The following is a 24,235-nucleotide window of genomic DNA, read 5'->3' as shown; positions in this document are numbered from 1 at the left end:
AAATAACCGTGCTTGTCACGGTTATTCTGTTTGTAAATAGGGGCGATGATTGCCATCTCTCGCTTTAATATGGCCTATCGGAAGCGCGACCCAATGCTAAAAAAAACCACCTCTGATGTTATTTCAACCTGGGCGGCACTCTTAACCGCCACTTTATTGACGTCTGGCTGTAGCCAAAAAATAGCCAGTATTAGCGATACGGTTAATGTCGCTGTCTACGGTACGGCGGATATTCATAAATCCGCGCATGAAATTGCGGCATTACCTTATGCCAGCACCTATGTTCGCATTGACGACCAATCACAACTTTTTATGGTATTAGCTTTGGCTGAAACAGCCACAGGCGCAACCATTAATGATGCCAATTCAACGGATACTCCCGCTCAACTTAAATGGCTTGCAAGCGATAACGGCATGTTGATCACTCAAAGTGGTCGCATTATAAAAACCGTCAATCTAGCCCAAGGTAATTTATTGGGTACTCACGCTAAAACAGCAGATCCATTGAGCTTAGGGCTACATTTAGCCTCAACGCCTACCTCTTGGCAGCGCACAATTGATTGGCAACCGGGTTACCACATTGGTTATCAACTTGATTCTGAGTTTGTTTTTCAGCGACCTGAAGTGTTAACCATTAACGGTAAATCAGTGCCGGTATTGCGTTTTAATGAAAATGTCACCGTCAAGCAGCTTGATCGCCACTACAGCAACACTTTTTGGATTGAGCAACATACGGGAAGAGTAGTAAAGAGCCTGCAATATTTAGCGCCCTCTTTACCAAATGTTGAAATGACTATTCTTAAACCTTTTGGCTAACGGTAGCATCTTTTATGTCTTGTTCAGTTTTTAATTTATTCTCTCGCCAACGCACCTATGCTGCGATGGCGAGTTTGTGCTTATTAGTTGCTATGCCTGCCATCGCACAAAGCACTATTGCCTTACACGCTAATGGTCATTCGGCAGCCGCTGTCACTTTGCAGTACACCGACTCAGTACGCTTAGCACAAGTTGTTAGCGATAGCCTTAAGCAGCGTACAACAGCGACAGCACCATATTGGCTTGGCAGTAGCTTAACCACCACCACAGTGCCGAGCGCTAAAGCAAGGTTAATTAAGCAGCTAACCACATTAAGCCAACAGCACAGTGACGATGCAGCACTTAGCCGCAGTTTTGCCAATACCGCGCAATGGTTACAGCAACAGATTCAAACTCAGCGCTTACCTGTGGCAATTGATATCGACAAAGTGCGCTTACATAACACTGATAACCCATTATTAAACGGTAACTATCAGCTTAATTTGGCTAATCGTCCAACGTCTATCACCGTCATTGGTGCGATTGAAGCCCCACAACAGCTTGATTGGCAACCACGAATGGCTGCGAGTGACTATTTAGCCCATATCACGCCGCTTGATATTGCAGCCAACAGCGAAGTCACGGTTATTCAGCCTGATGGCGTAGTGCAGCAACACCCCATTGCTTACTGGAATAAAGCTCATTTGGATATTGCCCCTGGCGCAATTATTTATATTGGCTACCAATCTTTATTTAATGATTATCGTGATTTAAACCATGATATTTCTTCAATGCTAATCAACAGGACGTTGTAATGAACTCTGTCACCTCGGCTGCAACTCGCCGTCACCACTATCAACGTCCGTTATTTGCCCTATCGACATTAGCAATAGCGTTATTACCGTTATGTCATGCGCAAGCTGATAGCTTTAGCTACCCTGAAATGCGTTATTCCAATAGTGATTTCGGCGGTGTCGGTTTAATGCAAATGCCGACAGCACGTATGCATCAGGAAGGCAAATTTACTTTTGGTACTACCATTAGCAGTGATTACCACCATTACTGGGCGTCATTGCAGCTATTACCATGGCTAGAAACGACTATTCGTTACACCCAAGTGCCGGATCTTTACTACAGTGGTGATCACAGCTTTAGTGGCGATACCCTATACACAGATAAAGGTATCGATGCCAAAGTCCGTTTATGGCAAGAATCTTATTGGTTACCAGAAGTCGCGATCGGTATTCGTGACCTTGGCGGTACAGGCTTATTTGATGGCGAATTCATTGCTGCCAATAAACGTGTCGGCCCATTAGATTTCACGCTTGGTTTAGGTTGGGGCTATATCGGCCAACGTGGCAACATCACTAACCCATTTTGTAAGGTTAGTGATACTTTTTGCGATCGTGACAATAGCGTCAAAAATAACGGCGGTAGTTTTGATACTCAACGTTGGTTTAAAGGCAATGCTGCTCTTTATGGTGGTGTTGAATACCAAACTCCGTGGCAACCATTACAGATAAAATTAGAGTATGACGGTAACGATTATACTGATGATTTTCGTGCTAATCGTGGCCATGATATGACGTCTAAATCACCATTTAATTTTGGTGCCGTCTATCAATTAAGTGATTGGGCAACGGCAAATATCAGTTATGAGCGTGGCACGACTGTTAGCTTTGGTTTAAGTGTTAATACTAACTTTAATCAACTTAAAGCCAGTTGGTTAGATGAGCCAATGCCAACGGTAGCAACGACGCCGACAACAAATAATTTAACTACCGAGCAATGGCAACAGTTAGCTCAAAATGTTGAAAAAATTGCTGGTTATAAAAATCCAACTATTTACCAACATGGCGACAATAGCATTACTGTGGTTGCCGAGCAGGTTAAATATCGCGATCGTGATCAAGCCCAATTGCGCGCCGGAATTTTATTAAATAACCAAGCGCCTGCAGTTGAACAATTCAACATTATTGAAACAGTGGCTAACCAGCCGATCACAGAAACTATTTTGAATCGTCAGCAACTACTGCAAGTCGCTAACAATGATTATATCGGCAGTCATATTGATGACAGTCGTACCACGGTTGCACCGAGCACCATTCAAGGTCAGCAAATGGTTGATCTTAATCAGAACTGGAACGTGGGTGTAGCGCCGACTCTGCAGCAATCATTAGGCGGTTCTGAAGGCTTCTACATGTTTAATGTTGGGGTTACGGCCAGTGCTGACTATTGGTTTAATAACCACTTCACTGTTGGTGGCTCGGTGTATTTAAACCTCTACGATACCTACGATAAATTTAAATACGATATTCCGCCTGATGGTACTCATAATAAACGTGTGCGTACTTTAGTGCGTCAGTACATTACTGATAACACATTACGTATGAATAACTTACAGCTAACGTGGCTAGATCAACTATCAAGTGATTGGTATGCCCAAGCGTATGCGGGTTATTTAGAAGTGATGTTTGGTGGCGTTGGTGGCGAAGTGCTTTACCGCCCTGTTGGTAGTAATTGGGCATTAGGGCTTGATGTCAATTATGTTAAGCAGCGTGATCCGCATTCAGCATTTGGATTCTTTAAAGATCAAAACCAATACGATGATCATTTAGGCCGTCCATATGAAGTTCAAACGGGTACTACAACCGGTAATTTAACCGCATATTACCAACCGCAATGGCAATGGTTACCTAATACGTTACTAAAAGTCAGTGCTGGACGTTATTTAGCCGAAGATACTGGCGTCACTATCGATTTCTCAAAGCAATTTGATAGCGGCATTATCGCCGGTGCCTTTATTTCTAAAACCAGTATGACGGCAGAAGAATATGGTGAAGGTAGCTTTAATAAAGGTTTCTATGTCTCAATTCCATTTGACATTCTAACCGTTAAGCCAAGCACTAGCCGTGCCCATATCTCATGGTTACCAATGAATCGTGATGGTGGTCAAATGCTAGGCCGTCAATATCACCTTTATGACTTAACCGATGGACGCCAACCATGGAGCGGACGCAAAGCGTTTAATAATTAAATTGAGTCAATAAATCGATAACTCATTCGTGGGTTATCGATTTTTGTCACCATTCGACTCATTTTTATAAATACGCACTTTTTACGATTGCATTAACAGCAAATAACACCAATAAAAAATACCAAAAAGGTATAAATAATTCCATATTAACAGCTTGTTACACTCTAAAACCCAAAAAAAATGAAACAGCGTTTAATTGCTATGTCATTCAAAAAAAATGCATTATTATATATGAAAAATATATCCCGATAGCATTTGTTATTGTAGGGTATAGACAAGCACTTTCATATAATAGTGCGAAAATTACCGGCTTAAGTCGGATCTATTACAATTAGGAAAATACGGCAAATATTATGAAAAAAACTTTTCTAGTACTACCTCTTGCTCTTCTTGTATCTGGCGCGGTAAATGCTGCAACAGATAACCCGTTTTATGCTGGTGCTCGTTTAGGTAATAGCTTCTACGACATCAAAGACAGCACTAACAACATCGACCTTGATAACACTAACCTTTCTGGTGGTGTTTTCGCTGGTTACCAAATCACACCATGGTTTGCAGCTGAAGTAGGTTACACTAACCTAGGTAGCGCGAGCGTTACTAATGGCCAAGGTAAATTTACTGCTCAAGGTGCTGACCTTGTAGGTAAGTACTCTTACGCTATCAACGATAAAATCGATGTGTTTGGTAAGCTAGGTGCTTTCTACTACGATTGGAACGCTAAAAACGGCGCAACTCACGATGACAACGGTTGGGCTGCAACTGCTGGCGTTGGTGCTGAGTACTACATCAACAACAACGTTTCTACACGTGTTGAGTACCAATACTACAAAGATGTTGGCGGTGCTGATATTCAATTCGCTGGCGTTTCTCTAGCATACCATTGGGGCGCTCCAGCTCCTGTTGTTGCTCCAGAAGTTATTTATGTTGATCAAGTATCTGTAGCAACAATCGAAGAGCTTAAGTTAACTGTACCTTTCGCGTTCGATAGTTCTAAAATTACTGCTGGCGATGCTGCACACCTAGTGCCTTTCGAAGAGCGTCTAAACCAATACCCTGAAGCAACAATCACTGTTGTTGGTCACACTGACAGCACTGGTCCTGAAGCTTACAACCAAAAGCTTTCAGAAGAGCGTGCAGAAGCTGTTGCTAAAGAACTACGTGCACACCTAAACATGGGTGAAGATCGTATTCTTAGCGAAGGCCGTGGTGAGCTAGATCCAGTAGCTTCTAACGATACAGCTGAAGGCCGTGCTGAAAACCGTCGTGTTGACATCATCGTTCCTGAGCTAAACATCGAAACTGTTACTCAAGTTGTTGCTCAGTAATTATTACTGATGCTGTAGCTTAGTACGGCGTATTTATTAGGTAACTAGTAAGCGCTAATAATCCGCCATAACTTCACGGTTATGGCGGATTTTTTCGTTTAGGAGAAGATGGAAAGATAAGTGACAAGAATAAAAGATTACAGGTGGTGAGTAGCGAGAAAAGCAGGTAAACAAATAAGTAAATGAGTGGCGAGTAGCTAGTGGCGAGAAAGCAGGATAAGCAGATCATAATGGCTGGTATAAGGAAAATACTGTGTGACAGAGCTAGAAGCAAAAAAAAAGCCCAACTCATAATATGAATTGGGCTTTTTTAAATAACCAATTAATGATTCAGTTGCTTACGTTTCCAAACAACATCACCAATACCATCACTTGGTTTAAAGTCTGTAGGAGCATCAATTAATATTTGACGAATTTGTTCGTGCTCAAAGTCATGGCAAGCACTATCTAATTGTTCAAGAATTTGTTGATATTCAATTAATGGTAGAAAACGTTCATTAGCCATCATGATACGACTATGCTCGGTTTCATTAACATTATCACCAATTAATAACTCTTCGTATAACTTTTCACCAGGACGTAATCCGGTATATTTAAACTCGATATCACCATATGGGTTTTGCTCTGACTTCACTTCAAGCCCTGATAATTTAACCAAATTCTCAGCTAAACTCACTATCTTGACAGGTTTGCCCATATCCAGCACAAACACATCTCCCCCTTTACCCATAGCACCAGCTTGAATCACTAACTGCGCAGCTTCTGGAATAGTCATAAAATAGCGAATAATATCAGGATGAGTAATTGTAATCGGCCCACCTTCTTTGATCTGACGTTTAAATAATGGGATCACTGAACCGGAAGATCCAAGCACATTACCAAAACGTACCATACAAAAACGGGTACCATTAGGTTTCAATGCTTCTTGCTCAGCTAATGCTTGCAGGCCTAATTCAGCCATACGTTTAGTAGTACCCATCACATTTGTTGGTCGCACTGCTTTATCAGTAGAGATCAATACAAATGAAGATACGCCTGCATTAATTGCAGCTTGAGCAGTATAAAAAGTACCAAAAACGTTATTACGTACACCTTCAACAACGTTATATTCAACCATCGGAACATGCTTATAGGCAGCCGCATGATAAATAGTATCAACGTTAAAAGTGGTCATAATAGCTTCAAGACGATTAATCCGTTGCACTGAACCTAATAATGGAATTAACTCAACAACTAAACCGCGCTTGTCGATATATTCGGATAATTCTTTTTCAATGCTATATAGCGCAAATTCAGAGAGTTCAAACAATAATAACGTTTGCGGTTGGTGTAAAATAATCTGTCGACACAACTCAGAACCAATAGAGCCGCCCGCGCCAGTCACCATCACGACCTTATTCTTAATATTTGCTTCCATTAACTGTTCGTTAGGTAATACAGATTCACGACCAAGCAGATCTTCAATAGGTACATCATGGAGCTGATCTAATGACACATTATCATGCACAATAGCATCAAGATTCGGAATAGACAGCACTTCAACAGGAAGATCAACTAAGGCACTAATAATCGTTTTACGCTGACTACGGGTTGCACTTGGCATTGCTAATAATACTTGCTTAACATCAAACTTTGATACTAAACATGATAACTTCTCACGCTTATATACTGTTAAACCTTGCAATACATTACCTTGCAATTTTTTATTATCATCAATATAAGCAACTGGATTTAGCTCATCACCTTGACGTAATAAATTAACCAGTTGTCGCCCGGCTACACCGGCACCATAAATAATCACATTTGGCTTACGTTTCATCTCCAGCTGAGCAAAGAATACACGAATAGATAGCCGAGCTCCCCCTGTGAGTATGAACAAATAACCTAAATAAATAACAACGACTGTACGCGGAACCCAAATACCAAAAAAGTAAGTCGCTAATATAAATATAACTGTTGAGACTAAACTACCAACACCTAATGTAAAAATAGCGTGTACACTTAAATAGCGTAAAATAGCGCGATAATAGCCAATTCGAATAAAACACGTAATAGTGAGTACTGAAATAAATGATACTAAGTACCAATAATCAATACTACGCGTTTGATCAAACTCACCTAAGCGAGTCCAAAAAGCACCCCAAAAAGCTATTTGTATAAAAGTAAGGTCAATACAAACACTTATAGCGCGTTTATAAGATCTAGGAATAGAGAAAAAAGCATCAATAATAGCCATACATCCTCAGAGAATAGTTTTTACTTATTTTCTATTTCATTAAAAGTTAAAGACAGTACATTTGTATGTAAAATAAAAGCGGATAATACCGCTTTTATTTTTTACTAAAACTGCTAACAACAAGATGCATTAATTAGAACTTGCTGAAGAATATCACATGTTTTTTGTATTTCATCAGCAGTTAAGGTTGGATGTACTAAAAACATTAAGCTAGTTTCACCTAACTCAACAGCATTAGGTAAAGCATACGTTGGACGCCAAGCTGTATTATCAAATGCTTTTTCTTTGTATATTTCAGAACAGCTCCCCTGATAAGCTGGTACACCTAATTTTACAATTTCATCAACAATACGATCTCGGCTCCAACCTTCAGCTAAATATTCAGGTCTAATAAATAAGTAGTGTTTATACTCTGCATGTTGACTATATTCAGGTACATTAACTGTTCGAATAAGCTCAAAATCCGCTACAGCATCATCTAACATTTTACCATGCTGTTGGCGCTTCTCTGTCCATTCTGACATGCGTATTAGTTGAATACGACCAATAGCGCCCTGCATTTCAGTCATACGCCAATTAGTACCAAAAGACTCATGTAACCAACGAAAACCTGCTGGGTGCTGACGGTTATAAATAGCATCATAACTTTTACCATGATCTTTATAAGCCCACATTGTCGACCAAAAATCATGATTATTGGTGGTCACCATGCCACCTTCCCCACCTGTCGTCATAATTTTATCTTGGCAAAATGACCAAGCGCCAATATGACCAATAGTACCAACTGCACGCCCTTTATACATTGCACCATGTGCTTGAGCACAATCTTCTATAACATAGAAACCATGCTTTTCAGATAGCGCCATTATTTCATCCATTTCAGCAGGCATGCCAGCTAAATGCACTACAATGACAGCTTTTGTTTTGGGTGTTATAACGGCTTCAATAGATGCTGCGGTAATATTTTGGCTATTTAGATCAACATCAGCAAAAATAGGATTTGCACCAGCAGTTACAATAGATGATGCTGTGGCTAAAAATGTTCGAGGGGTTGTAATTACGTCATCATCAGGCTGTATATTGATAGCTTTTAAAGCAACATCTAAAGCCAGTGTTCCATTACCTAATGCAATCGCATAATCACACTTAACCCACTCAGCAAATTCTTTTTCAAACTGGCGGCATTCAGTGCCCGTCCAATAATTTACTTTATTAGATAATAAAACACGACTTACAGCATTGGCTTCTTGTTCTGTAAACGAAGGCCATGGCGAAAAAGGGGTATTAAGCACATTAAGCTCCTAGTTATTCGTTATTTCTCTTGCTGGCGTACCAACAACTTTTAATTCATTTGGTATATCATGGATTACTGTTGTTCCTGCGCCAACGAATACATTCTTACCAATATTTATTTGCTGAATAACGGTAGAACCAATACCTATCCACGTCTTTTTATCTACTCTCACTTCACCAGCAAGAGCAACATTAGGACAAATGTGGACATGGTCACTAATAAAACAGTCATGTTCGATCACTGAACTACTATTAATTATACAATTATTGCCTATAACTACATCTGGATTTATCACTACATTAGCCATTATGACAGTACAATGACCGATTTTTGCTCGTGTACTTATCACTGCTCGTGGATGAATTAATGAAATAAAATTAGCGGCTTGAGTTGCCAATGCTAAATATAATTTAGCTCTTATTTCATTATTACCAATAGCAATAATCACACCATCATAATCACCAATATTTTTATAAAGTGACTGGATATTCCCCACTACAGTGTAATCACTAAATTGCGTTAATGTTGGCCAACGATCATCGAAAAAATCTAATGATGTCCATCCATTTAACTGCGCAATTTCAGCAACGACTTTGCTATGGCCTCCAGCCCCAACAATCGCTAATTTTTTCACTCTGGCTTTGTCCCTTTAAACGGTTCAATTGTGACATGCCCATCAGCGCTAATTCCATCTTTTATTAACACTTTCTTAACCGTTAAGAATAGAATTTTTAAATCTAAAATAAATGATTGATTATCAACATACCAAATATCTAAATCAAATTTTTGTTCCCAACTAATAGCATTACGGCCATTTATTTGAGCCCATCCCGTTACACCAGGCCGTACATTATGACGACGTTGCTGGTGCTGGTTATAAAGTGGTAAATACTGCATCAGCAATGGTCTTGGCCCAACAAGACTCATATCACCTTTTAATACGTTTAATAATTCTGGTAATTCATCCAAGCTACTATTTCGTAGCTTATGACCAAAAGCAGTCATTCGCTCTTCATCTGGTAATGCGTTACCGTATTTATCAACCGCATCGCGCATTGTACGAAATTTTATCATCTCAAATGGCTTACCATTTAATCCAGGACGTACTTGACGAAATAGCACCGGAGAGCCCAATTTTTTCCTAATAAAATAAGCAGTAATAGCAATAACAGGTGATAATAAAATTAACGCTATAATAGAAACAATAATATCGAATAGACGTTTCATACTAAACATACCTTTGATAGATATCGATAACCGAACTAACGACATCTTTTTCTGTATAATTTTTTTTGATTTCTTGTAACCCTTTACGCCCCATTGTTAAGCGTAATTCTGGTTTTTTAATCAGCGTTGTAAAACCTTCAACCCAAGCCTCAGTATCATTATATTGAACCAACTCACCACATCCTGATGATAATAAATCATTACAACCACGAATATTACTTGCTATGATTGGACGCTCTGCACACATTGCTTCCATAATACAACGTGGCAAGCCTTCCCGTTGAGATGATAGGCATACGACGTCAGCTGCTGATATTAAGTCTTGCACATCATTCCGAAACCCAAGAAACTGAACATCATCAGTCAGATTCAATTGTTTAGTCAACAACTCTAATTGCTGTAACTCTGGCCCAACGCCTGCCAATATATATTTAAATTCACCAAGTTGTTGTTGCTTTATTTTTGCTAATGCACGTAACACTTGTTGCTGATTCTTATTATGATTTAGTTCAGCTATTTGCAAAATAACAAATTCATTTTCAACATTAAGCTGGTGTCGTTTTTGAATTCGCATATCGGCATTAAACTGATATAAACTTTCATCAACACCAATACCATATATTTTGGTGACCTTATCTTTTGGCGCTATTTTTTTATCAATCGCAAACTTGTAGTCCTCATTATTTATAACAAACAGATAGTCTGTTTTAAACGAAGCTATTTTTTCTGCTAAATAAAAAATAAAATTCTTAACTTTGGTATTTGTATTTATATAATGAAAGCCATGTGCCGTATAAAAAATTTTAGTCTTTGTTAAACCAACCGTCGCTAAACGTGTTAAAAATGCAGCTATTGGTGTATGCACATGTACAACATCATAACCATTGCGCTTAATTAAACGACGAATTTGAACAACAGATGCAAGTAACTGTTTTATTTTTAGAGGGTTACGACAAAAATCAATATTATAAACATTATCATGTGCAGCAATAACACCAGGAAAATCATTTACACCTTCAGCTGCAGCATCAACCTGCCACCCTAAAGCTTTAAATGCTTTTGCATAAGGTAATAGAAATGCATTTAATGTTGTTGCAACAGTGGTAACTTGGAGTATTTTCATAAGAATTTATTATAAATATTAAGCCATGTTTGAGTAACAGACTTTAAACTAAAATGTTCAATAATATAATCACGATTTTGGCGACCAATATTATCTAGCTCTGTTTCTGATAAATGAATTAATTGATTTAATCCCTGACTTAAAGCTGATGCATTTTTAATTGGCACAATATAATCACGATTAGGTAACCACTGAGCTGCACCTCCTGCATCAGTAGTAATAACTGCACATTCACTTGCCATAGCTTCGCCTATAACAATGGGTAAACCTTCCCATGCAGAAGACATAATGAAGATGTCTGCTGCAGCCATAAGATCTGAAATATCACGCCGTAAACCTAAAAATGATACTCGATCACTAATACCTAATTCTTTAGCTAATGGTGCAAGATCTTCAACATTAAGTCCAACAACAAAAAACTTTGCCATATTATCTTGAGGAAGTAATGCAATTGCTTCTAACAAGTTGGTATAGTCTTTAGCGGGATCATTACGACCAACGGCAAGGACCATGCGCTCATTTTCCATTACACCAAATGTTTCTTTTACCTGGACTTGTAGCTGTTTATTTGACGAGAATTGATCAGTATTAATACCATTAGGCACCATATCAATGGTATTTGCTGTTGCTGCCCCCTGTTCAATAAAAGCTTCTACTGCTTTTTGACTTACGTTTGTCGTCATGTTGGCTAAAGGATTAGTTAACCTATACGCTAACATACGTAATTTACCCCCTTCATTTGCATTATGTGCTGTTGAAATAAGCACTGGAGTTTTTGCAAAAATAGAGGCAATACGTGCAATTAAGTTTGCATGCACCATATGTGTATGAATTACATCAGGTTGTAACTTTTTAATTAATTTAACTAGTCGATAAAAAGTACCAAATAAACTAAGAGGGGAGCGTGTTAAACCTAATGGATAAATAGATACTTGATCACTTCGTGGTTTAATAACTTGCGGTTCCAATAAATATGCAAGTGAAACATCGTGACCTAATTCAACAAATTGGTCGCATAAGTTACAAACCTGAGTTTCTGCACCACCAAGGCCAAGGCCAGTGGTCATATATAATATTTTCATTATAAATATTTATCTTTTAAAAAATAAAGCACCCCAAAAGGTACTGATATAAAGTCATAAAATGTAATTTCACCAAGCGTTTTTTTAACTAGAGGCTTGTTTGAATGACACACAAATCGCCAATAATTAATGCAAGCTTTAATTTTCTCCAGTTTTGGTATTGGATTATTTAAAAGTTCGCGATAATAAAGTAATGTCGCATTTGGTGACTTTGCTCTAATTTCAATAATTTTTGACGACAAACCATCAACTTGATATTCACAGAAATAAATAACATCTTTAACATATTTAGTCTTATGCTTAAGTGCCATTCGATTCCAAACCAATGCTTCTGGGCAAAATTTTTCACCAGAGAAAACAGGGAAACGATAGTTATCATAAACTTTTTTGCTAAATACTTCTGTTCTATCACCTGTTCCCTTATATTTATAACTATATTCTAATTGAGAACAAATAAAACCATGAAGCATATTTCCAACATCTTTATTATCAAGAGTTTTATTACAGAAACTAATAATATCGATATCTTTAGCCAAATTAAACTGTCTTTCAATTATTTCAATTGCATTATTAGCTAATATATCATCACTATCTAATATAATTAGATAATCGCCTTTAGCTTCTGAAAAACCAACATTTAATGCTACATGTTTACCTTGATTTTCCTGATATACATATTTTATAGTGAATTTTGATTCTGTGGTTAATTCACTAATAACTTCCTTTGTATTATCAACGCTTCCATCATCAATAACTATCCATTCAAAATTGAATTGCGTTTGATTTTTTAATGATTTAATTAATCTTTCAAGTAGATGTGCTCTATTATAGGTTGGTGTTACAACTGAAATTAACATAATATTTTACTTTTCTAATGGATGACGTAAAATTGTTTTTGACAACAATTTAATCTGATTACCACCCTCTGATAAATTATGCTTAAAAATTGATCTAATCCGTGTCGTTAGTGTCTGATTAGGGAAATCAAAATAAGCATTAAAGATCTCTACTTGAGAAGTATTTAATTGATCTTTGTAAAAATCAAAGAAAGATTTCTTCTCTTCATAATGTTTCTTTGATATTACATAGCCACCAAAATTCAAAGCTCTCTTAACAAAACCAAGAAAACCAAATTGAATATTACCTGTTACATTATTAGAGTGTTGACGATATAGCATTAATGCTTCATCTAAAAAATAGACATCACCAAATGTATGAGCTAATAAAGAAACAATATCATCATGCATATAGAAATCAGTATTATAGCTCTGAGCTAGCTGGCAAAGTTTTCGATTAAAAAACATTGAGCAACCTTGATAACCAGCATTAAAAAATAAAAATTCATTTAAATTTTTAGCGTGAGCTCTTGATATACTATTTAACGATATAACGCCTTTTTCACTATTGTAACCATACCCATCACAATAAACTAAACCAGGCTTATCATCTGATAACTTATTATTAGCAAACGCTAAAAGATTTTCTATTTTTTTCTCAAACCAAATGTCATCTTGATCACAAAATATAACATAATCAGATGTTGAATAATTTGTAAGTTCTAAAAATGTTTTTCCTGGCCCAAGATTACCTAATGAATCAGTAACCACTTTAATGCGACTGTCTTTACTAGAAAAGTCATTAATTATTTCAATAGTATCATCTGTTGAACCATCATCTCTTATATATAAAGTCCAATTCTTTTCAGTTTGTTGCTGCAATGATAACAACTGGTTTCTAATATAATTTGAACCATTATAGGTTGCCATTAATATATCAATCATTTTTTTTAACCTGTCTAGATATAAAAAACACAAATAATAAACAAAGTGTAAATTGAATATTACTTGAAAGAACAGAAAACATACCTTCAACAATAAATTGGGTATATAAGTAAGGTGTAAATATTATATACAATGTAAGAAAAAATGAATTGTGATGGATAGAACCTCTATATAGCAAACCAAACAACAATCCATATACTATTGCAAAGCAGCTAACACCAATGATACCGAAATCGATATAAAATGGATATAAGACAGTATATACATTAGTTAAAATAGGAACTTTAACATATTCAGATATAAGCTCTACAGGTGCTGAATTCAATCCTAAAGTATGTCCAATCGCATAAAAAAATCTAAATGTATGTGAACCAATCGGAGCTAAAACGTCTGGATTTATATAATTCAACCCCACAAATGGTGAATATGTATAAATAGATAACATTTTTAAAAAACCAATCGTCTCACTGCTATTGCCAGCTCTAATCCACTGTATAAATACCATTATTAAAAGAATTAAGAATAATATTCTAAATATTTTAAATATTGATATCTCATTACGTAAACTTTTACAAATTACCCATACTAAAAAAGGTGTTAGTATCGAAAACTTGCCCATGGTCCCTACTGCAAACAATGCCATCCAACACCATAGTGATATTATTTTAATTTTATTTTTAGGATTTTTATTAAAGTTTTCAAATGTAAATAAAACAAAAACTAATGGGTAAAATCGAGTAATAACGCCCAGAGAACCAAACCCATCTAGCCCAATATTCGCCAATCTTAAGTTAAGAAAAAAGTTTTCAGGTCCTGTCGAGCCAACCATCCAAATTTTATAACTCAATATAACGCATAAAAAAAAGATACCATATTGATAAGGGAAATTAATTTCTCTTTTTTTAGAAATTAATAAATATAGTTGTTTTTTCTTAGGTTCCAATATTATAAAAAGAATATTAGTTAGAAAAAACCAAATTAACCAAGCCCCAAATATATCCATTTTTATCGGATAATATTTATTCCCAAATAGCATGCCTGGTATAAATGTGACATACCAACAGATACAATTAATTACAAGCGGTGAAAATAGAGACATCCTTCTATAATAAGCAATAATACAAAAAAACGTAATAATGCACGTAGCATATATTGAGTAATTCATAATTAATGCATCTTCCTAGAAAAATATTCAAGAACTATAAAATCAAGGATAACTCGAGCACTCCAAGCTATAGCTGCTCCAACAAATCCAAATGAATGAACTAAAACAAATAAAATTATAAAGAAAGGAATTATTTCTGCCATATGTATGTATGCAGTAAGTTTTGAATTCCCTAAAGCTTGAATTCTTGAAAATGGTATTTGCGCAAGTGCATTAAAGAAAAATCCAACAATCAAAACTTTCAAAACGACTGTTGAATTAATACCATATTCACTACCAAGCCAAAATGACAATATTTCTTTTGAGAAAACGAATAATGGCACTAATATAGCAAATAACACTATACTTAAGCTAATATATGCTTGCCTTGCCATTTTTTTACTATCATCTGAGTTTTTACTAAAATATGGAAAAATTGTTTTAGCTAGTGCTCCAGGAATAATACTAATTTTTTGTATTAAATCTGTTGGTGCTGCAAAGAAAGCTACTTTCTCCGCTCCCATTATATTTGATAAAATAAACCTATCAGCATATACCATTAAAGGACTGATAATATTTGATAGAGTAATCCATCCTCCAAATGTTATTAACTCATAAAATATATGCCACTTAAAGCATAAGAAACTTTTTCCTAAATACTTATAACAGGAATAAAAAGCAACAATAGAAACTAATACTCGAGCTATTAATAAGCCAACTATAGCAGAAAACAAGCTATTATGAATAAATACTGCAACGACAGGAAATAATGAAATAATTGTTCCTGTAAATATTTTATATTTATTCAATTCAAGAAATTTTTGTTTACCCTCTAAATATGCAAAAGCAACAGTGCCAACAAGGAAGAAAGGTATAATAATACTTAAGCATTTTATTGATGATGTAACTTCAACTACTTCATTTGAACTTACATTTAGTAAGCTTGTTATACTACTTGAACCTACATAAATGCCAAAAGCTGCAATAATTGATATGAAAAATACTGAAACTAATGCTGTTCCCATTATTTTCTTATCAAAATCTAATTCATCTTGTGTCGCAATTTTTCGAATAACGGCCCTTGTTATACCCGCATCAAATAATCCACTATATCCTAGAATTGAAAATGACAACATAAGAATACCAAACAATTCAACATTTAGCCCTCGCGCTAAATATGCCATCGCTGGTATAGATATTAGTCCTGGAATCAACATACCTATAATGTTAAAAAGTGTATTCTTATACATTGTTAATAATCCAGCATTATAAGTTCTAGGGCATTAGCGTCTTTTTCTGATAATACTGGAGGATTTGACAAAGGCCAATCAACCTTAATATTAGAATCATTCCAAGCAATTGAAATTTCGGCTGATGGATTATAGTAATCTGTACACTTATAAACGAACTCTGCTTCATCACTAGTTACATAAAAACCATGGGCAAAGCCTTTAGGAATCCAAAGTTGGCGCTTATTTTCAGCTGAAAGATAAACTCCAACCCATTGACCAAATGTCGCTGAATCTTTACGAATATCAACCGCTACATCAAATACTTCGCCTGAAACAACACGAACTAATTTACCTTGAGTATTCTCGGTTTGATAATGTAATCCACGTAAAATGCCTTTTTTAGACTTTGAATGATTATCCTGTACAAATGTCGTAGGATTACCCGTGACTAAGTCTTCAAATTTCTTTTGATTCCAAGTTTCCATAAAGAAACCACGTTCATCACCAAAAACAGTAGGTTCAATAATTTTTACATCAGGAATACTAGTATCTATAACTTTCATTATTCTTCTCTAATTTAGTCTTAAACATAATCAACTAAATGATCTAATGCTAACTGCCAATTACTTGCTGGAATATTAAATACTGTTGTTATTTTATCGGTATTTAAAGTTGAATTTGCAGGGCGCTTAGCTGGCGTTGGGTATTCTTCAGTTTTAATACCTTTAACTTCAGGTGATTTAATTAATAATCCTTGTTCAACGGCTTTATTAAAAATTTCTTGTGCAAACTCACACCAACTTACATGAGGTAACCCTGAAAAATGATAAATTCCATAGTTATCACTATCAAATAAATTATCTGAATCCGTGATTTTTTGTGCTATTTCAATTAATGCGGCCGCAATATCACCAGCATAAGTCGGACCACCAAATTGATCATTCACTATTCCTAATGCATCTTTTTGCTGAGCCAGTCGAAGCATGGTTTTTACAAAATTATTGCCATGTTCACTAAATACCCACGCTGTTCGTAAAATAATATGTCTAGGGCAGGCTTCAACTACAGCTTCTTCACCTGCTAGCTTAGTAATACCATAAATGCTTTGAGGGTTGACTAAATCAGTCTCTACATAAGTAGAATCTTTTTTGCCATCAAATACATAATCTGTAGATATGTGCAACATCAGCGCACCAATATCATTAGCGGCCATTGCAAGGTACTTAGGACCATCACGATTAATTGCGTATGAAAGTTCAATTTCTTGCTCTGCTTTATCAACCGCAGTATGTGCAGCCGCATTAATGATGACATTCGGTTTAAAAGAAGCCACGTAGCGACTTACTGCAGCTTGCTGAGTAATATCAAGTTCAGCGCGATCAACTGCACATATTTCAACATTTTGATGTTCCTGCAATAAGTTAACTAAGCAACTACCCACCTGTCCATTACAGCCTGTAATTAATACTTTCATTATTACGTCTCTTATCAATCTTTAATTAAGCGTGTTAAATACTGGCCATATTCATTTTTCATCATTGGTAAAGCTAATTCTTTTACTTGCTGCGATGTTAACCAACCATTACGCCAAGCGATCTCTTCAAGGCAGGCAACTTTTAAACCTTGAATATTTTGTATTGTTTCGACAAATGAAGATGCTTGATGCAAACTTTCATGAGTGCCTGTATCAAGCCATGCAAACCCACGTCCTAATAACTCAACATTTAATGAACCGTTATTTAAGTACATTTCATTTAATGTAGTTATTTCAAGCTCACCGCGATGTGATGGTTTAACTTTTTTTGCCATTTCAACGACACGATTATCGTAAAAATATAATCCTGTTACCGCATAATTTGATTTTGGTTGTTGTGGCTTTTCTTCAATAGAAATAGCTTTCATATTATTATCAAATTCAACGACTCCGAATCGCTCAGGATCTTTAACTTGATAACCAAATACTGTTGCAACCCCTTGAGAAGTCAATTCTTTAGCATGACTAAGTTGTTGTCCAAACGATTGACCGTAAAAAATATTATCGCCAAGCACTAAACAAACACTGTCATTACCAATAAATTCTTCACCAATAATAAATGCTTGTGCTAGGCCATCAGGAGAAGGCTGAATAGCGTATTCAAGGTTAATACCAAAGTCACGACCATCACCGAGTAGACGACGAAAACTGTCATTATCTTCAGGTGTTGTAATAATAAGAATATCTTTAATACCCGCTAACATTAATGTCGATAACGGGTAAAAAATCATTGGTTTGTCGTAAATTGGTAATAATTGTTTAGATACACCACGTGTAATAGGGTACAGACGTGTACCTGAGCCACCCGCTAAAATAATGCCTTTCATAAATAGAGTCCGAGATTAATAATCTCTTAGGTTAGAGAAGAGCTAACCTAAGATAGATTGAAAATGAATGCTAAATTAATTACCCAAACGCTCACGGTTATATGAGCCATCTAATACTCGACTCCACCATTTTTGATTAGCCAAATACCATTCAACTGTTTTACGAATACCTGACTCAAAGGTTTCAGCTGGTTTCCAGCCAAGTTCACGAGCAATTTTTGAGGCATCAATAGCATAACGTACATCATGACCAGGACGGTCAGTCACATAAGTGATCAAATCTTGGTATTGGATAACACCATCAGGTTTATTAGGCACTAATTCTTCAAGCAATGAACAAATCGTTTTCACTACTTCAATATTGGCTTTTTCATTGTGACCACCGATATTGTAGGTTTCACCAATTTCGCCTTTAGTCACTACGGTATACAGTGCAGAGGCATGATCTTCCACATATAACCAATCACGAATTTGCATGCCATCACCATAAACAGGTAATGCTTTACCATCTAAGGCATTTAAAATCATTAACGGAATGAGTTTTTCAGGAAAATGGTAAGGTCCGTAATTATTTGAGCAGTTGGTTACAATGGTCGGTAAACCGTAAGTACGAAGCCATGCACGAACTAAATGATCGCTTGAGGCTTTAGAAGCTGAATAAGGGCTTGATGGTTCATAAGATGTTGTTTCTGTGAATAAATCATCAGTACCTTCTAAATCACCATATACTTCATCAGTTGAAATATGATGGAAACGGAATGCTAACTTACAACTGTCATCTAATTGATTCCAATAAGCACGTGTTGCTTCTAAAATTGTATAAGTACCAATAATATTCGTTTCAATAAATGCCGCAGGGCCATCGATTGAACGATCAACATGACTTTCAGCAGCTAAGTGCATTACTGCGTCAGGTTGATATTGAGCAAATACGCGATCTAACTCAGCGCGATCACAAATGTCTACCTGCTCAAAGACATAACGGTCATTGTTTTCAATTTCAACTAATGATTCTAAGTTTCCCGCATAAGTTAATTTATCTACATTAACAACACTATCTTGAGTATTATTTATAATATGACGAATCACGGCCGAGCCAATAAAGCCAGCTCCACCTGTAACAAGAATTTTCATTTAAAAACCTCTTATTGATAGTTGTTTTTTTTGGTTAAATATATCTCTAACAAGAACGCAACAAACACCAAGCATTAATCCAAAAATCAAAAATAAAGACCATATGAATAATTTTTTTGACATTAAAACTTTTATTGGTTTTTCTAGCTTTTCATTAAAATTTATTTTTTCTATTTTAAATGGTATGTAATCTATTTTTTTTGTGATTTTTATATCAGTATTAATTTTAATAATATTATTAACAAACAATTCAAAACTTTTTGGTTTTTCATTTGAAAAAATCATATTTTTGCTGAGGAAAAATTTATGTTTAATTATCGAAAAATTTAATTTAGAAAAACTTTCTTTAGTTATTTTATTTTCAACATAGCTAATATATGATTTTAAAATATCAACACTATCTTTAGAGTTTTCAGTTATAACATTCAATATATATATGTTATTCCCACTTTTTGAGATGGTAATATTACTAGCAATTAGGTTAATAAATTCATCATCTATTTTAGATTTTATATTTTTACTGTATTGTTTTATTATTCCACTTGATAATATGAATTTCTTTTTGTTTTCGAAAGACTCAAATGCAGAAAAGAATTTTTTTAATAAAACCTTGTTTGAAATAATTCTTTCAACAGCTTTATTTTTTTTACTCTCATCTAATCCTTTATAGTAATTAACTAAATTTTGATTACTCTTTTCTCTACCATAAATAATGTTTGAATTATCGACATAAGAGACAGTTCCAGAAACTTCCCACAATGGATTAATTGATAAACTATAATAAGCCCCAACTAATGCAAAAAGACAAATGCTAACAATTATCCAAGACTTCCCTTGCCACAACACTTTACACATCTGATCACAACTAACTTCATCAGCTTGATCTTGTGATAGATCCATATTAGTTTCTCATTCTATTTTAGAAACACGCTACCGCCCTTGGGATATGCTATACACCCACAAAGCATTCATTCTAATTTTTAAACTTACTCATAACGCCATGCTATAGCATGTAATTACGCCATTAATTTATCACTGTATTGCTGAACTAATTGCCAATCACTTGGACTTAATTCGCTTTTTGCGTCCAACAAGCTTTGTTTTACTTTTTGCTTCATCTGCGCAATATCAGTAATGCCTTGCAACTCACAATCAGCAGCCGCAAGTGAGATATGCCCACGTAAATAGCCACCAGCAAACAGTTCATCATCCGTTGCGCTGTCAATATTGTCATCAATAAGCTGTAGTAGCTTTTGTTCGTAATCGTGGATCATCTTCTATCCTTGCTCTTAAGCGTAATCAGTTAATGGAATCGGCTTTGGAAAATCAGCTTCAGTGAGTGGTTCTATGCCATAAAAATCACGAAACGCATTCGATAACATTTTGGCACGCTCTGGAATGCCATGTGTTAAATAGTGAATAACTTGTTCACGTACTTTTAACGTGAAACCTACCCTATCAGGCTCACAGTTACCGCTCAAATTATCACAGCTTACTTGATACTTAAAACCACAACTTGCTGATAAAATCCACTCTATCGCTTGCGGTTTAATCTCAACCACTTCAAATTCTGCTTGTACTTCAGCACTACGGCCATCAGGCTGATACCAATAACCATAATCTTCTAATAGTCGTCGTGCTTCGCCAGCGATACACCAATGACCTAATTCATGCATTGCTGATGCATAATAACCACGTGCAAATACAATTTGATGATGCGGGCGTTCTTCAGAGGCTGGCAAATAAATAGGCTCATCGCCACCTAATAATAGTTCAGTATTTAAGCGCTCTAAAAAGATCTTATTAAACAAGTAAATAAGATCGTTATAGTCATGTTTTATTTCTTTTTTCATTTAATATTCATTGGTAGGTCATAGTAATTTAACCCACGAAGTATATAGGCTTTCCTGCCTTATCGCGAATACTCGTGCTAATTTATGCGTTCTAGTCATTATTTATATTGTTACTATTAATTTTATTTTTACATTAGCTCAGTTCATACCAAATTTAATTCTTTTCATTAGAAGTTGAGATACGTCACTAATACAATACTCCAATTCCAGCATTTCATTTTAGGTGTCACATTTATCATGCTGCTTTCAATTTTATACATTATCGGAATTACTGCTGAAGCCATGACAGGCGCATTAGCGGCAGGTAAACGTCATATGGATTGGTTTGGCGTGATGCTAGTCGCAAGTGCAACTGCCATTGGCGGCGGTACGGTGCGTGATATTTTGTTAGGCCACTATCCACTCGGTTGGGTTGCCCATCCACACTATTTAGTGATCACTTGTGTTGCGGGCTTACTAACGACTGTTCTGGGTAAATGGGTAGTACGCTTTCACAAAATTTTTATTATTCTTGATGCCATTGGTTTAATTGTATTTAGTATTATTGGTTGCCAAGTCGCAATTACGATGGGGTTATCACCGATTATTTGTGTGGTAGCAGCTGTAGTAACGGGGGTCTTTGGTGGCTTGTTACGCGATATGATCACTCGTCGTAAGCCAATGGTTTTGCATAAAGAGCTTTATGCTTCTGTTTCATTTCTGGCGGGGATTATGTATATCACTATGCTGCACTTTTCTATTCCAGCTGATATTACGACTTTAGTCACCTTAGCCGTTGGTTTTAGCCTTCGTATGGCTGCTGTATTCTTCAGTTGGAGCTTGCCAGTATTTAAGTTCGAAGAAGCAAAAGCTTAAAAGCAGAAACGAGGAAAGGCGAGTGGCGAGTGGCGAGTAGAGACTAGAGACTAGAGACTAGAGACTAGAGAGTAGAGAGTGGCGAGTGGCGAGTTACTACTACACTCGCTATCTCAAAACCGATTTCCTCGTGACTAATACACTCGCTATCTCGAAACCGATTTCCTCGTGACTACTACACTCGCTATCTCGAAACCGATTTCCTCGTGACTACTACACTCGTAATCTCAAAACCGATGTCCTCGTGACGACTACACTCGCTATCTCGAAACCGATTTCCTCGTGACTACTACACTCGCTATCTCAAAACTTATTTCCTCGTGACTACTACACTCGTAACCTCAAAACCGATTTCCTCGTGACTACTACACTCGCTATCTCAAAACCGATGTCCTCGTGATTACTACACTCGCAATCTCGAAACCGATTTCCTCGTGACTACTACACTCGCAATCTCGAAACCGATTTCCTCGTGACTAATACACTCGTAACCTCGAAACCGATTTCCTCGAGATTACTACACTCGTAACCTCGAAACCGATTTCCTCGCCTCTATATCTTCGGCGTTGTTGTTACTACATCGGCATTTTGACCACGGTGACGCAACAAGTGATCCATCAGAGTGATCGCTAACATCGCTTCAGCAATGGGCACTGCGCGAATACCGACACATGGATCATGACGGCCTTTGGTGATGACTTCTGCTGATTCACCTTGCTTAGTGATTGTTTCACCCGGTACGCTGATACTTGAGGTTGGTTTTAAAGCAATATGGGCAATAATATCTTGTCCTGATGAAATCCCACCAAGAATGCCACCAGCATGGTTAGTTTTAAAACCTTGTAATGTCATTGCATCACGGTGCTCACTGCCACGTTGTTCAACCACATCAAAACCATCACCGATTTCAACCCCTTTAACCGCGTTAATACTCATTAAAGAATGGGCAATATCAGCATCTAAACGATCAAATACTGGCTCACCTAAACCAACAGGCACATGACGAGCAACCACGGTAATTTTGGCACCAATCGAATCTCCGTCTTTTTTAAGGTTACGGATCAGTTCATCAAAGGCATCGACTTTATCGACATCTGGACAGAAAAAGGCATTTTGTTCGATTTGCTGCCAATCAACCTTATCGATTTTTACATTACCCATTTGAGATAAGTAAGCGCATACTTCTATGCCATGCACTTGTTTAAGGTATTTCTTTGCAACCGCACCTGCTGCAACACGCATTGCTGTTTCACGTGCAGATGAACGACCACCGCCACGGTAATCACGTACGCCATACTTTTGATGGTAAGTGTAATCGGCGTGACCCGGACGGAATAAATTCTCAATATTAGAGTAATCTTTTGAGCGCTGATCGGTATTTTCAATCAACAATCCAATCGATGTGCCAGTGGTTTGGCCTTCAAACACACCCGATAAAATCTTAACTTCGTCTGCTTCACGACGTTGAGTAGTATATTTTGAAGTGCCAGGTCGACGACGATCGAGATCGTGTTGCATGTCGGCTTCGGTGAGTGCTAATCCAGGTGGACAACCGTCAATAATACACCCTAATGCGACTCCATGACTTTCGCCAAAAGTCGTTACACGAAACAATTGCCCTATGGTATTTCCAGCCATGACTTCCCCTGTAATAAATCTATGCTTACATGCATTTTTAATTATGGTAATCAATACATACTGCAAAGATGTGATTTGAAAAGCAAGGAATAAAGTAAGGGCGAGGTTTTAAGAGCGA

General features: G+C 36.5%; 23 protein-coding genes. 5 read left to right on the top strand and 18 right to left on the bottom strand.

Translation table 11 applies throughout. From position 1 onward, the window contains the following. Positions 1 to 93 precede the first annotated feature (93 nt). From PMAL9190_RS09810 to PMAL9190_RS09795, 4 genes are all read left to right on the top strand, one after another. A complete protein-coding gene (locus PMAL9190_RS09810; protein WP_087845278.1) occupies positions 94 to 816 on the top strand; it encodes a YjbF family lipoprotein in 723 nt (240 codons plus the stop codon). Between the two features lie 14 nt (positions 817 to 830). After that, positions 831 to 1,610 (top strand): capsule biosynthesis GfcC family protein, encoded by a 780-nt coding sequence (locus PMAL9190_RS09805; protein ID WP_087845036.1) that lies wholly within the window; start codon positions 831 to 833, stop codon positions 1,608 to 1,610. After that, positions 1,610 to 3,832, top strand: a complete 2,223-nt coding sequence (locus PMAL9190_RS09800) for a YjbH domain-containing protein (protein ID WP_087845035.1) — start codon at positions 1,610 to 1,612, stop codon at positions 3,830 to 3,832. The genes PMAL9190_RS09805 and PMAL9190_RS09800 overlap by 1 nt, the downstream gene beginning before the upstream one ends. Positions 3,833 to 4,185: 353 nt before the next feature. Further along, entirely contained in the window at positions 4,186 to 5,157 is a 972-nt protein-coding gene (locus PMAL9190_RS09795) for an OmpA family protein (RefSeq protein ID WP_087845034.1), read from the top strand. A 322-nt stretch (positions 5,158 to 5,479) separates the two neighbouring features. On the opposite strand, the gene PMAL9190_RS09790 is transcribed toward PMAL9190_RS09795, so the two are convergent. The 17 genes from PMAL9190_RS09790 to PMAL9190_RS09710 all read right to left on the bottom strand — a co-directional run bounded on the left by PMAL9190_RS09790 (position 5,480) and on the right by PMAL9190_RS09710 (position 21,612). Beyond that, on the bottom strand, positions 5,480 to 7,393 hold the full coding sequence (locus PMAL9190_RS09790) for a polysaccharide biosynthesis protein (RefSeq protein ID WP_087845033.1): 1,914 nt from the start codon (positions 7,391 to 7,393) through the stop codon (positions 5,480 to 5,482). A 113-nt stretch (positions 7,394 to 7,506) separates the two neighbouring features. Next, complete coding sequence (locus PMAL9190_RS09785; protein ID WP_087845032.1) at positions 7,507 to 8,685, bottom strand: DegT/DnrJ/EryC1/StrS family aminotransferase; 1,179 nt, start codon at positions 8,683 to 8,685, stop codon at positions 7,507 to 7,509. 9 nt (positions 8,686 to 8,694) lie between these two features. Next, entirely contained in the window at positions 8,695 to 9,321 is a 627-nt protein-coding gene (locus PMAL9190_RS09780) for an acetyltransferase (RefSeq protein ID WP_087845031.1), read from the bottom strand. After that, the gene (locus PMAL9190_RS09775; protein ID WP_087845030.1) at positions 9,318 to 9,914 is read right to left on the bottom strand and encodes a sugar transferase; all 597 of its coding nucleotides are present in this window, start codon (positions 9,912 to 9,914) and stop codon (positions 9,318 to 9,320) included. Before PMAL9190_RS09775 ends, PMAL9190_RS09780 begins: the two co-directional genes overlap by 4 nt. A gap of 1 nt (position 9,915) precedes the next feature. Beyond that, positions 9,916 to 11,037 carry a glycosyltransferase family 4 protein gene (locus PMAL9190_RS09770; RefSeq protein ID WP_087845029.1) on the bottom strand — a complete coding sequence of 374 codons (1,122 nt, stop codon included), beginning with the start codon at positions 11,035 to 11,037 and terminating at the stop codon, positions 9,916 to 9,918. Continuing rightward, positions 11,034 to 12,119 carry a glycosyltransferase gene (locus PMAL9190_RS09765; protein ID WP_087845028.1) on the bottom strand — a complete coding sequence of 362 codons (1,086 nt, stop codon included), beginning with the start codon at positions 12,117 to 12,119 and terminating at the stop codon, positions 11,034 to 11,036. The genes PMAL9190_RS09770 and PMAL9190_RS09765 overlap by 4 nt, the downstream gene beginning before the upstream one ends. Continuing rightward, a complete protein-coding gene (locus PMAL9190_RS09760) occupies positions 12,119 to 12,976 on the bottom strand; it encodes a glycosyltransferase family 2 protein (protein WP_087845027.1) in 858 nt (285 codons plus the stop codon). The genes PMAL9190_RS09765 and PMAL9190_RS09760 overlap by 1 nt, the downstream gene beginning before the upstream one ends. 6 nt (positions 12,977 to 12,982) lie before the next feature. Beyond that, positions 12,983 to 13,900 (bottom strand): glycosyltransferase family 2 protein, encoded by a 918-nt coding sequence (locus tag PMAL9190_RS09755; protein ID WP_087845026.1) that lies wholly within the window; start codon positions 13,898 to 13,900, stop codon positions 12,983 to 12,985. Further along, positions 13,893 to 14,999 (bottom strand): O-antigen polymerase, encoded by a 1,107-nt coding sequence (locus PMAL9190_RS09750; RefSeq protein ID WP_159458385.1) that lies wholly within the window; start codon positions 14,997 to 14,999, stop codon positions 13,893 to 13,895. Before PMAL9190_RS09750 ends, PMAL9190_RS09755 begins: the two co-directional genes overlap by 8 nt. Before the next feature lie 68 nt (positions 15,000 to 15,067). After that, positions 15,068 to 16,294 carry a flippase gene (locus PMAL9190_RS09745; RefSeq protein ID WP_087845024.1) on the bottom strand — a complete coding sequence of 409 codons (1,227 nt, stop codon included), beginning with the start codon at positions 16,292 to 16,294 and terminating at the stop codon, positions 15,068 to 15,070. A 2-nt stretch (positions 16,295 to 16,296) separates the two neighbouring features. Beyond that, positions 16,297 to 16,839: a dTDP-4-dehydrorhamnose 3,5-epimerase gene (gene rfbC / locus PMAL9190_RS09740; protein WP_087845023.1), complete on the bottom strand. Its 543-nt coding sequence runs from the start codon at positions 16,837 to 16,839 to the stop codon at positions 16,297 to 16,299. A 20-nt stretch (positions 16,840 to 16,859) separates the two neighbouring features. Further along, positions 16,860 to 17,750: a dTDP-4-dehydrorhamnose reductase gene (gene rfbD, locus PMAL9190_RS09735; protein ID WP_087845022.1), complete on the bottom strand. Its 891-nt coding sequence runs from the start codon at positions 17,748 to 17,750 to the stop codon at positions 16,860 to 16,862. 14 nt (positions 17,751 to 17,764) lie between these two features. Continuing rightward, positions 17,765 to 18,637 carry a glucose-1-phosphate thymidylyltransferase RfbA gene (gene rfbA, locus PMAL9190_RS09730; RefSeq protein ID WP_087845021.1) on the bottom strand — a complete coding sequence of 291 codons (873 nt, stop codon included), beginning with the start codon at positions 18,635 to 18,637 and terminating at the stop codon, positions 17,765 to 17,767. Positions 18,638 to 18,712: 75 nt separating this feature from the next. Further along, positions 18,713 to 19,771 (bottom strand): dTDP-glucose 4,6-dehydratase, encoded by a 1,059-nt coding sequence (gene rffG, locus PMAL9190_RS09725; RefSeq protein ID WP_087845020.1) that lies wholly within the window; start codon positions 19,769 to 19,771, stop codon positions 18,713 to 18,715. Next, a complete protein-coding gene (locus PMAL9190_RS09720; RefSeq protein ID WP_087845019.1) occupies positions 19,772 to 20,671 on the bottom strand; it encodes a Wzz/FepE/Etk N-terminal domain-containing protein in 900 nt (299 codons plus the stop codon). Positions 20,672 to 20,787: 116 nt separating this feature from the next. After that, positions 20,788 to 21,045, bottom strand: a complete 258-nt coding sequence (locus tag PMAL9190_RS09715; protein WP_087845018.1) for a YfcL family protein — start codon at positions 21,043 to 21,045, stop codon at positions 20,788 to 20,790. A 15-nt stretch (positions 21,046 to 21,060) separates the two neighbouring features. Then, positions 21,061 to 21,612 carry an elongation factor P hydroxylase gene (locus PMAL9190_RS09710; RefSeq protein WP_087845277.1) on the bottom strand — a complete coding sequence of 184 codons (552 nt, stop codon included), beginning with the start codon at positions 21,610 to 21,612 and terminating at the stop codon, positions 21,061 to 21,063. Positions 21,613 to 21,861: 249 nt separating this feature from the next. Between PMAL9190_RS09710 and PMAL9190_RS09705 the strand changes: the two genes are divergently transcribed. Further along, positions 21,862 to 22,479 carry a trimeric intracellular cation channel family protein gene (locus PMAL9190_RS09705; protein WP_087845017.1) on the top strand — a complete coding sequence of 206 codons (618 nt, stop codon included), beginning with the start codon at positions 21,862 to 21,864 and terminating at the stop codon, positions 22,477 to 22,479. 552 nt (positions 22,480 to 23,031) lie between these two features. On the opposite strand, the gene aroC is transcribed toward PMAL9190_RS09705, so the two are convergent. Continuing rightward, positions 23,032 to 24,117, bottom strand: a complete 1,086-nt coding sequence (gene aroC, locus PMAL9190_RS09700; protein WP_087845016.1) for a chorismate synthase — start codon at positions 24,115 to 24,117, stop codon at positions 23,032 to 23,034. Between the last annotated feature and the right edge of the window lie 118 nt (positions 24,118 to 24,235).

This window comes from Photobacterium malacitanum (assembly GCF_900185615.1).
GTDB lineage: Bacteria > Pseudomonadota > Gammaproteobacteria > Enterobacterales > Vibrionaceae > Photobacterium > Photobacterium malacitanum.
The sequence above is the reverse complement of the archived record's forward strand: the minus strand, read 5'-3'. Positions and strand labels throughout refer to the sequence as shown.

Excerpts from the sequence above, each read along its gene's own strand:
- PMAL9190_RS09790 (WP_087845033.1), bottom strand. The coding sequence starts at position 7,393 with ATGGCTATTATTGATGCTTTTTTCTCTATTCCTAGATCTTATAAACGC.
- aroC (WP_087845016.1), bottom strand. The coding sequence starts at position 24,117 with ATGGCTGGAAATACCATAGGGCAATTGTTTCGTGTAACGACTTTTGGC.
- PMAL9190_RS09745 (WP_087845024.1), bottom strand. The coding sequence starts at position 16,294 with ATGTATAAGAATACACTTTTTAACATTATAGGTATGTTGATTCCAGGA.
- rffG (WP_087845020.1), bottom strand. The coding sequence starts at position 19,771 with ATGAAAATTCTTGTTACAGGTGGAGCTGGCTTTATTGGCTCGGCCGTG.
- PMAL9190_RS09705 (WP_087845017.1), top strand. The coding sequence starts at position 21,862 with ATGCTGCTTTCAATTTTATACATTATCGGAATTACTGCTGAAGCCATG.
- PMAL9190_RS09715 (WP_087845018.1), bottom strand. The coding sequence starts at position 21,045 with ATGATCCACGATTACGAACAAAAGCTACTACAGCTTATTGATGACAAT.
- PMAL9190_RS09765 (WP_087845028.1), bottom strand. The coding sequence starts at position 12,119 with ATGAAAATATTATATATGACCACTGGCCTTGGCCTTGGTGGTGCAGAA.
- PMAL9190_RS09775 (WP_087845030.1), bottom strand. The coding sequence starts at position 9,914 with ATGAAACGTCTATTCGATATTATTGTTTCTATTATAGCGTTAATTTTA.
- PMAL9190_RS09720 (WP_087845019.1), bottom strand. The coding sequence starts at position 20,671 with ATGGATCTATCACAAGATCAAGCTGATGAAGTTAGTTGTGATCAGATG.
- PMAL9190_RS09810 (WP_087845278.1), top strand. The coding sequence starts at position 94 with ATGCTAAAAAAAACCACCTCTGATGTTATTTCAACCTGGGCGGCACTC.
- PMAL9190_RS09750 (WP_159458385.1), bottom strand. The coding sequence starts at position 14,999 with ATGTCTCTATTTTCACCGCTTGTAATTAATTGTATCTGTTGGTATGTC.
- PMAL9190_RS09755 (WP_087845026.1), bottom strand. The coding sequence starts at position 13,900 with ATGATTGATATATTAATGGCAACCTATAATGGTTCAAATTATATTAGA.
- rfbD (WP_087845022.1), bottom strand. The coding sequence starts at position 17,750 with ATGAAAGTATTAATTACAGGCTGTAATGGACAGGTGGGTAGTTGCTTA.
- PMAL9190_RS09760 (WP_087845027.1), bottom strand. The coding sequence starts at position 12,976 with ATGTTAATTTCAGTTGTAACACCAACCTATAATAGAGCACATCTACTT.
- rfbC (WP_087845023.1), bottom strand. The coding sequence starts at position 16,839 with ATGAAAGTTATAGATACTAGTATTCCTGATGTAAAAATTATTGAACCT.
- PMAL9190_RS09795 (WP_087845034.1), top strand. The coding sequence starts at position 4,186 with ATGAAAAAAACTTTTCTAGTACTACCTCTTGCTCTTCTTGTATCTGGC.
- PMAL9190_RS09770 (WP_087845029.1), bottom strand. The coding sequence starts at position 11,037 with ATGAAAATACTCCAAGTTACCACTGTTGCAACAACATTAAATGCATTT.
- rfbA (WP_087845021.1), bottom strand. The coding sequence starts at position 18,637 with ATGAAAGGCATTATTTTAGCGGGTGGCTCAGGTACACGTCTGTACCCT.
- PMAL9190_RS09800 (WP_087845035.1), top strand. The coding sequence starts at position 1,610 with ATGAACTCTGTCACCTCGGCTGCAACTCGCCGTCACCACTATCAACGT.
- PMAL9190_RS09805 (WP_087845036.1), top strand. The coding sequence starts at position 831 with ATGTCTTGTTCAGTTTTTAATTTATTCTCTCGCCAACGCACCTATGCT.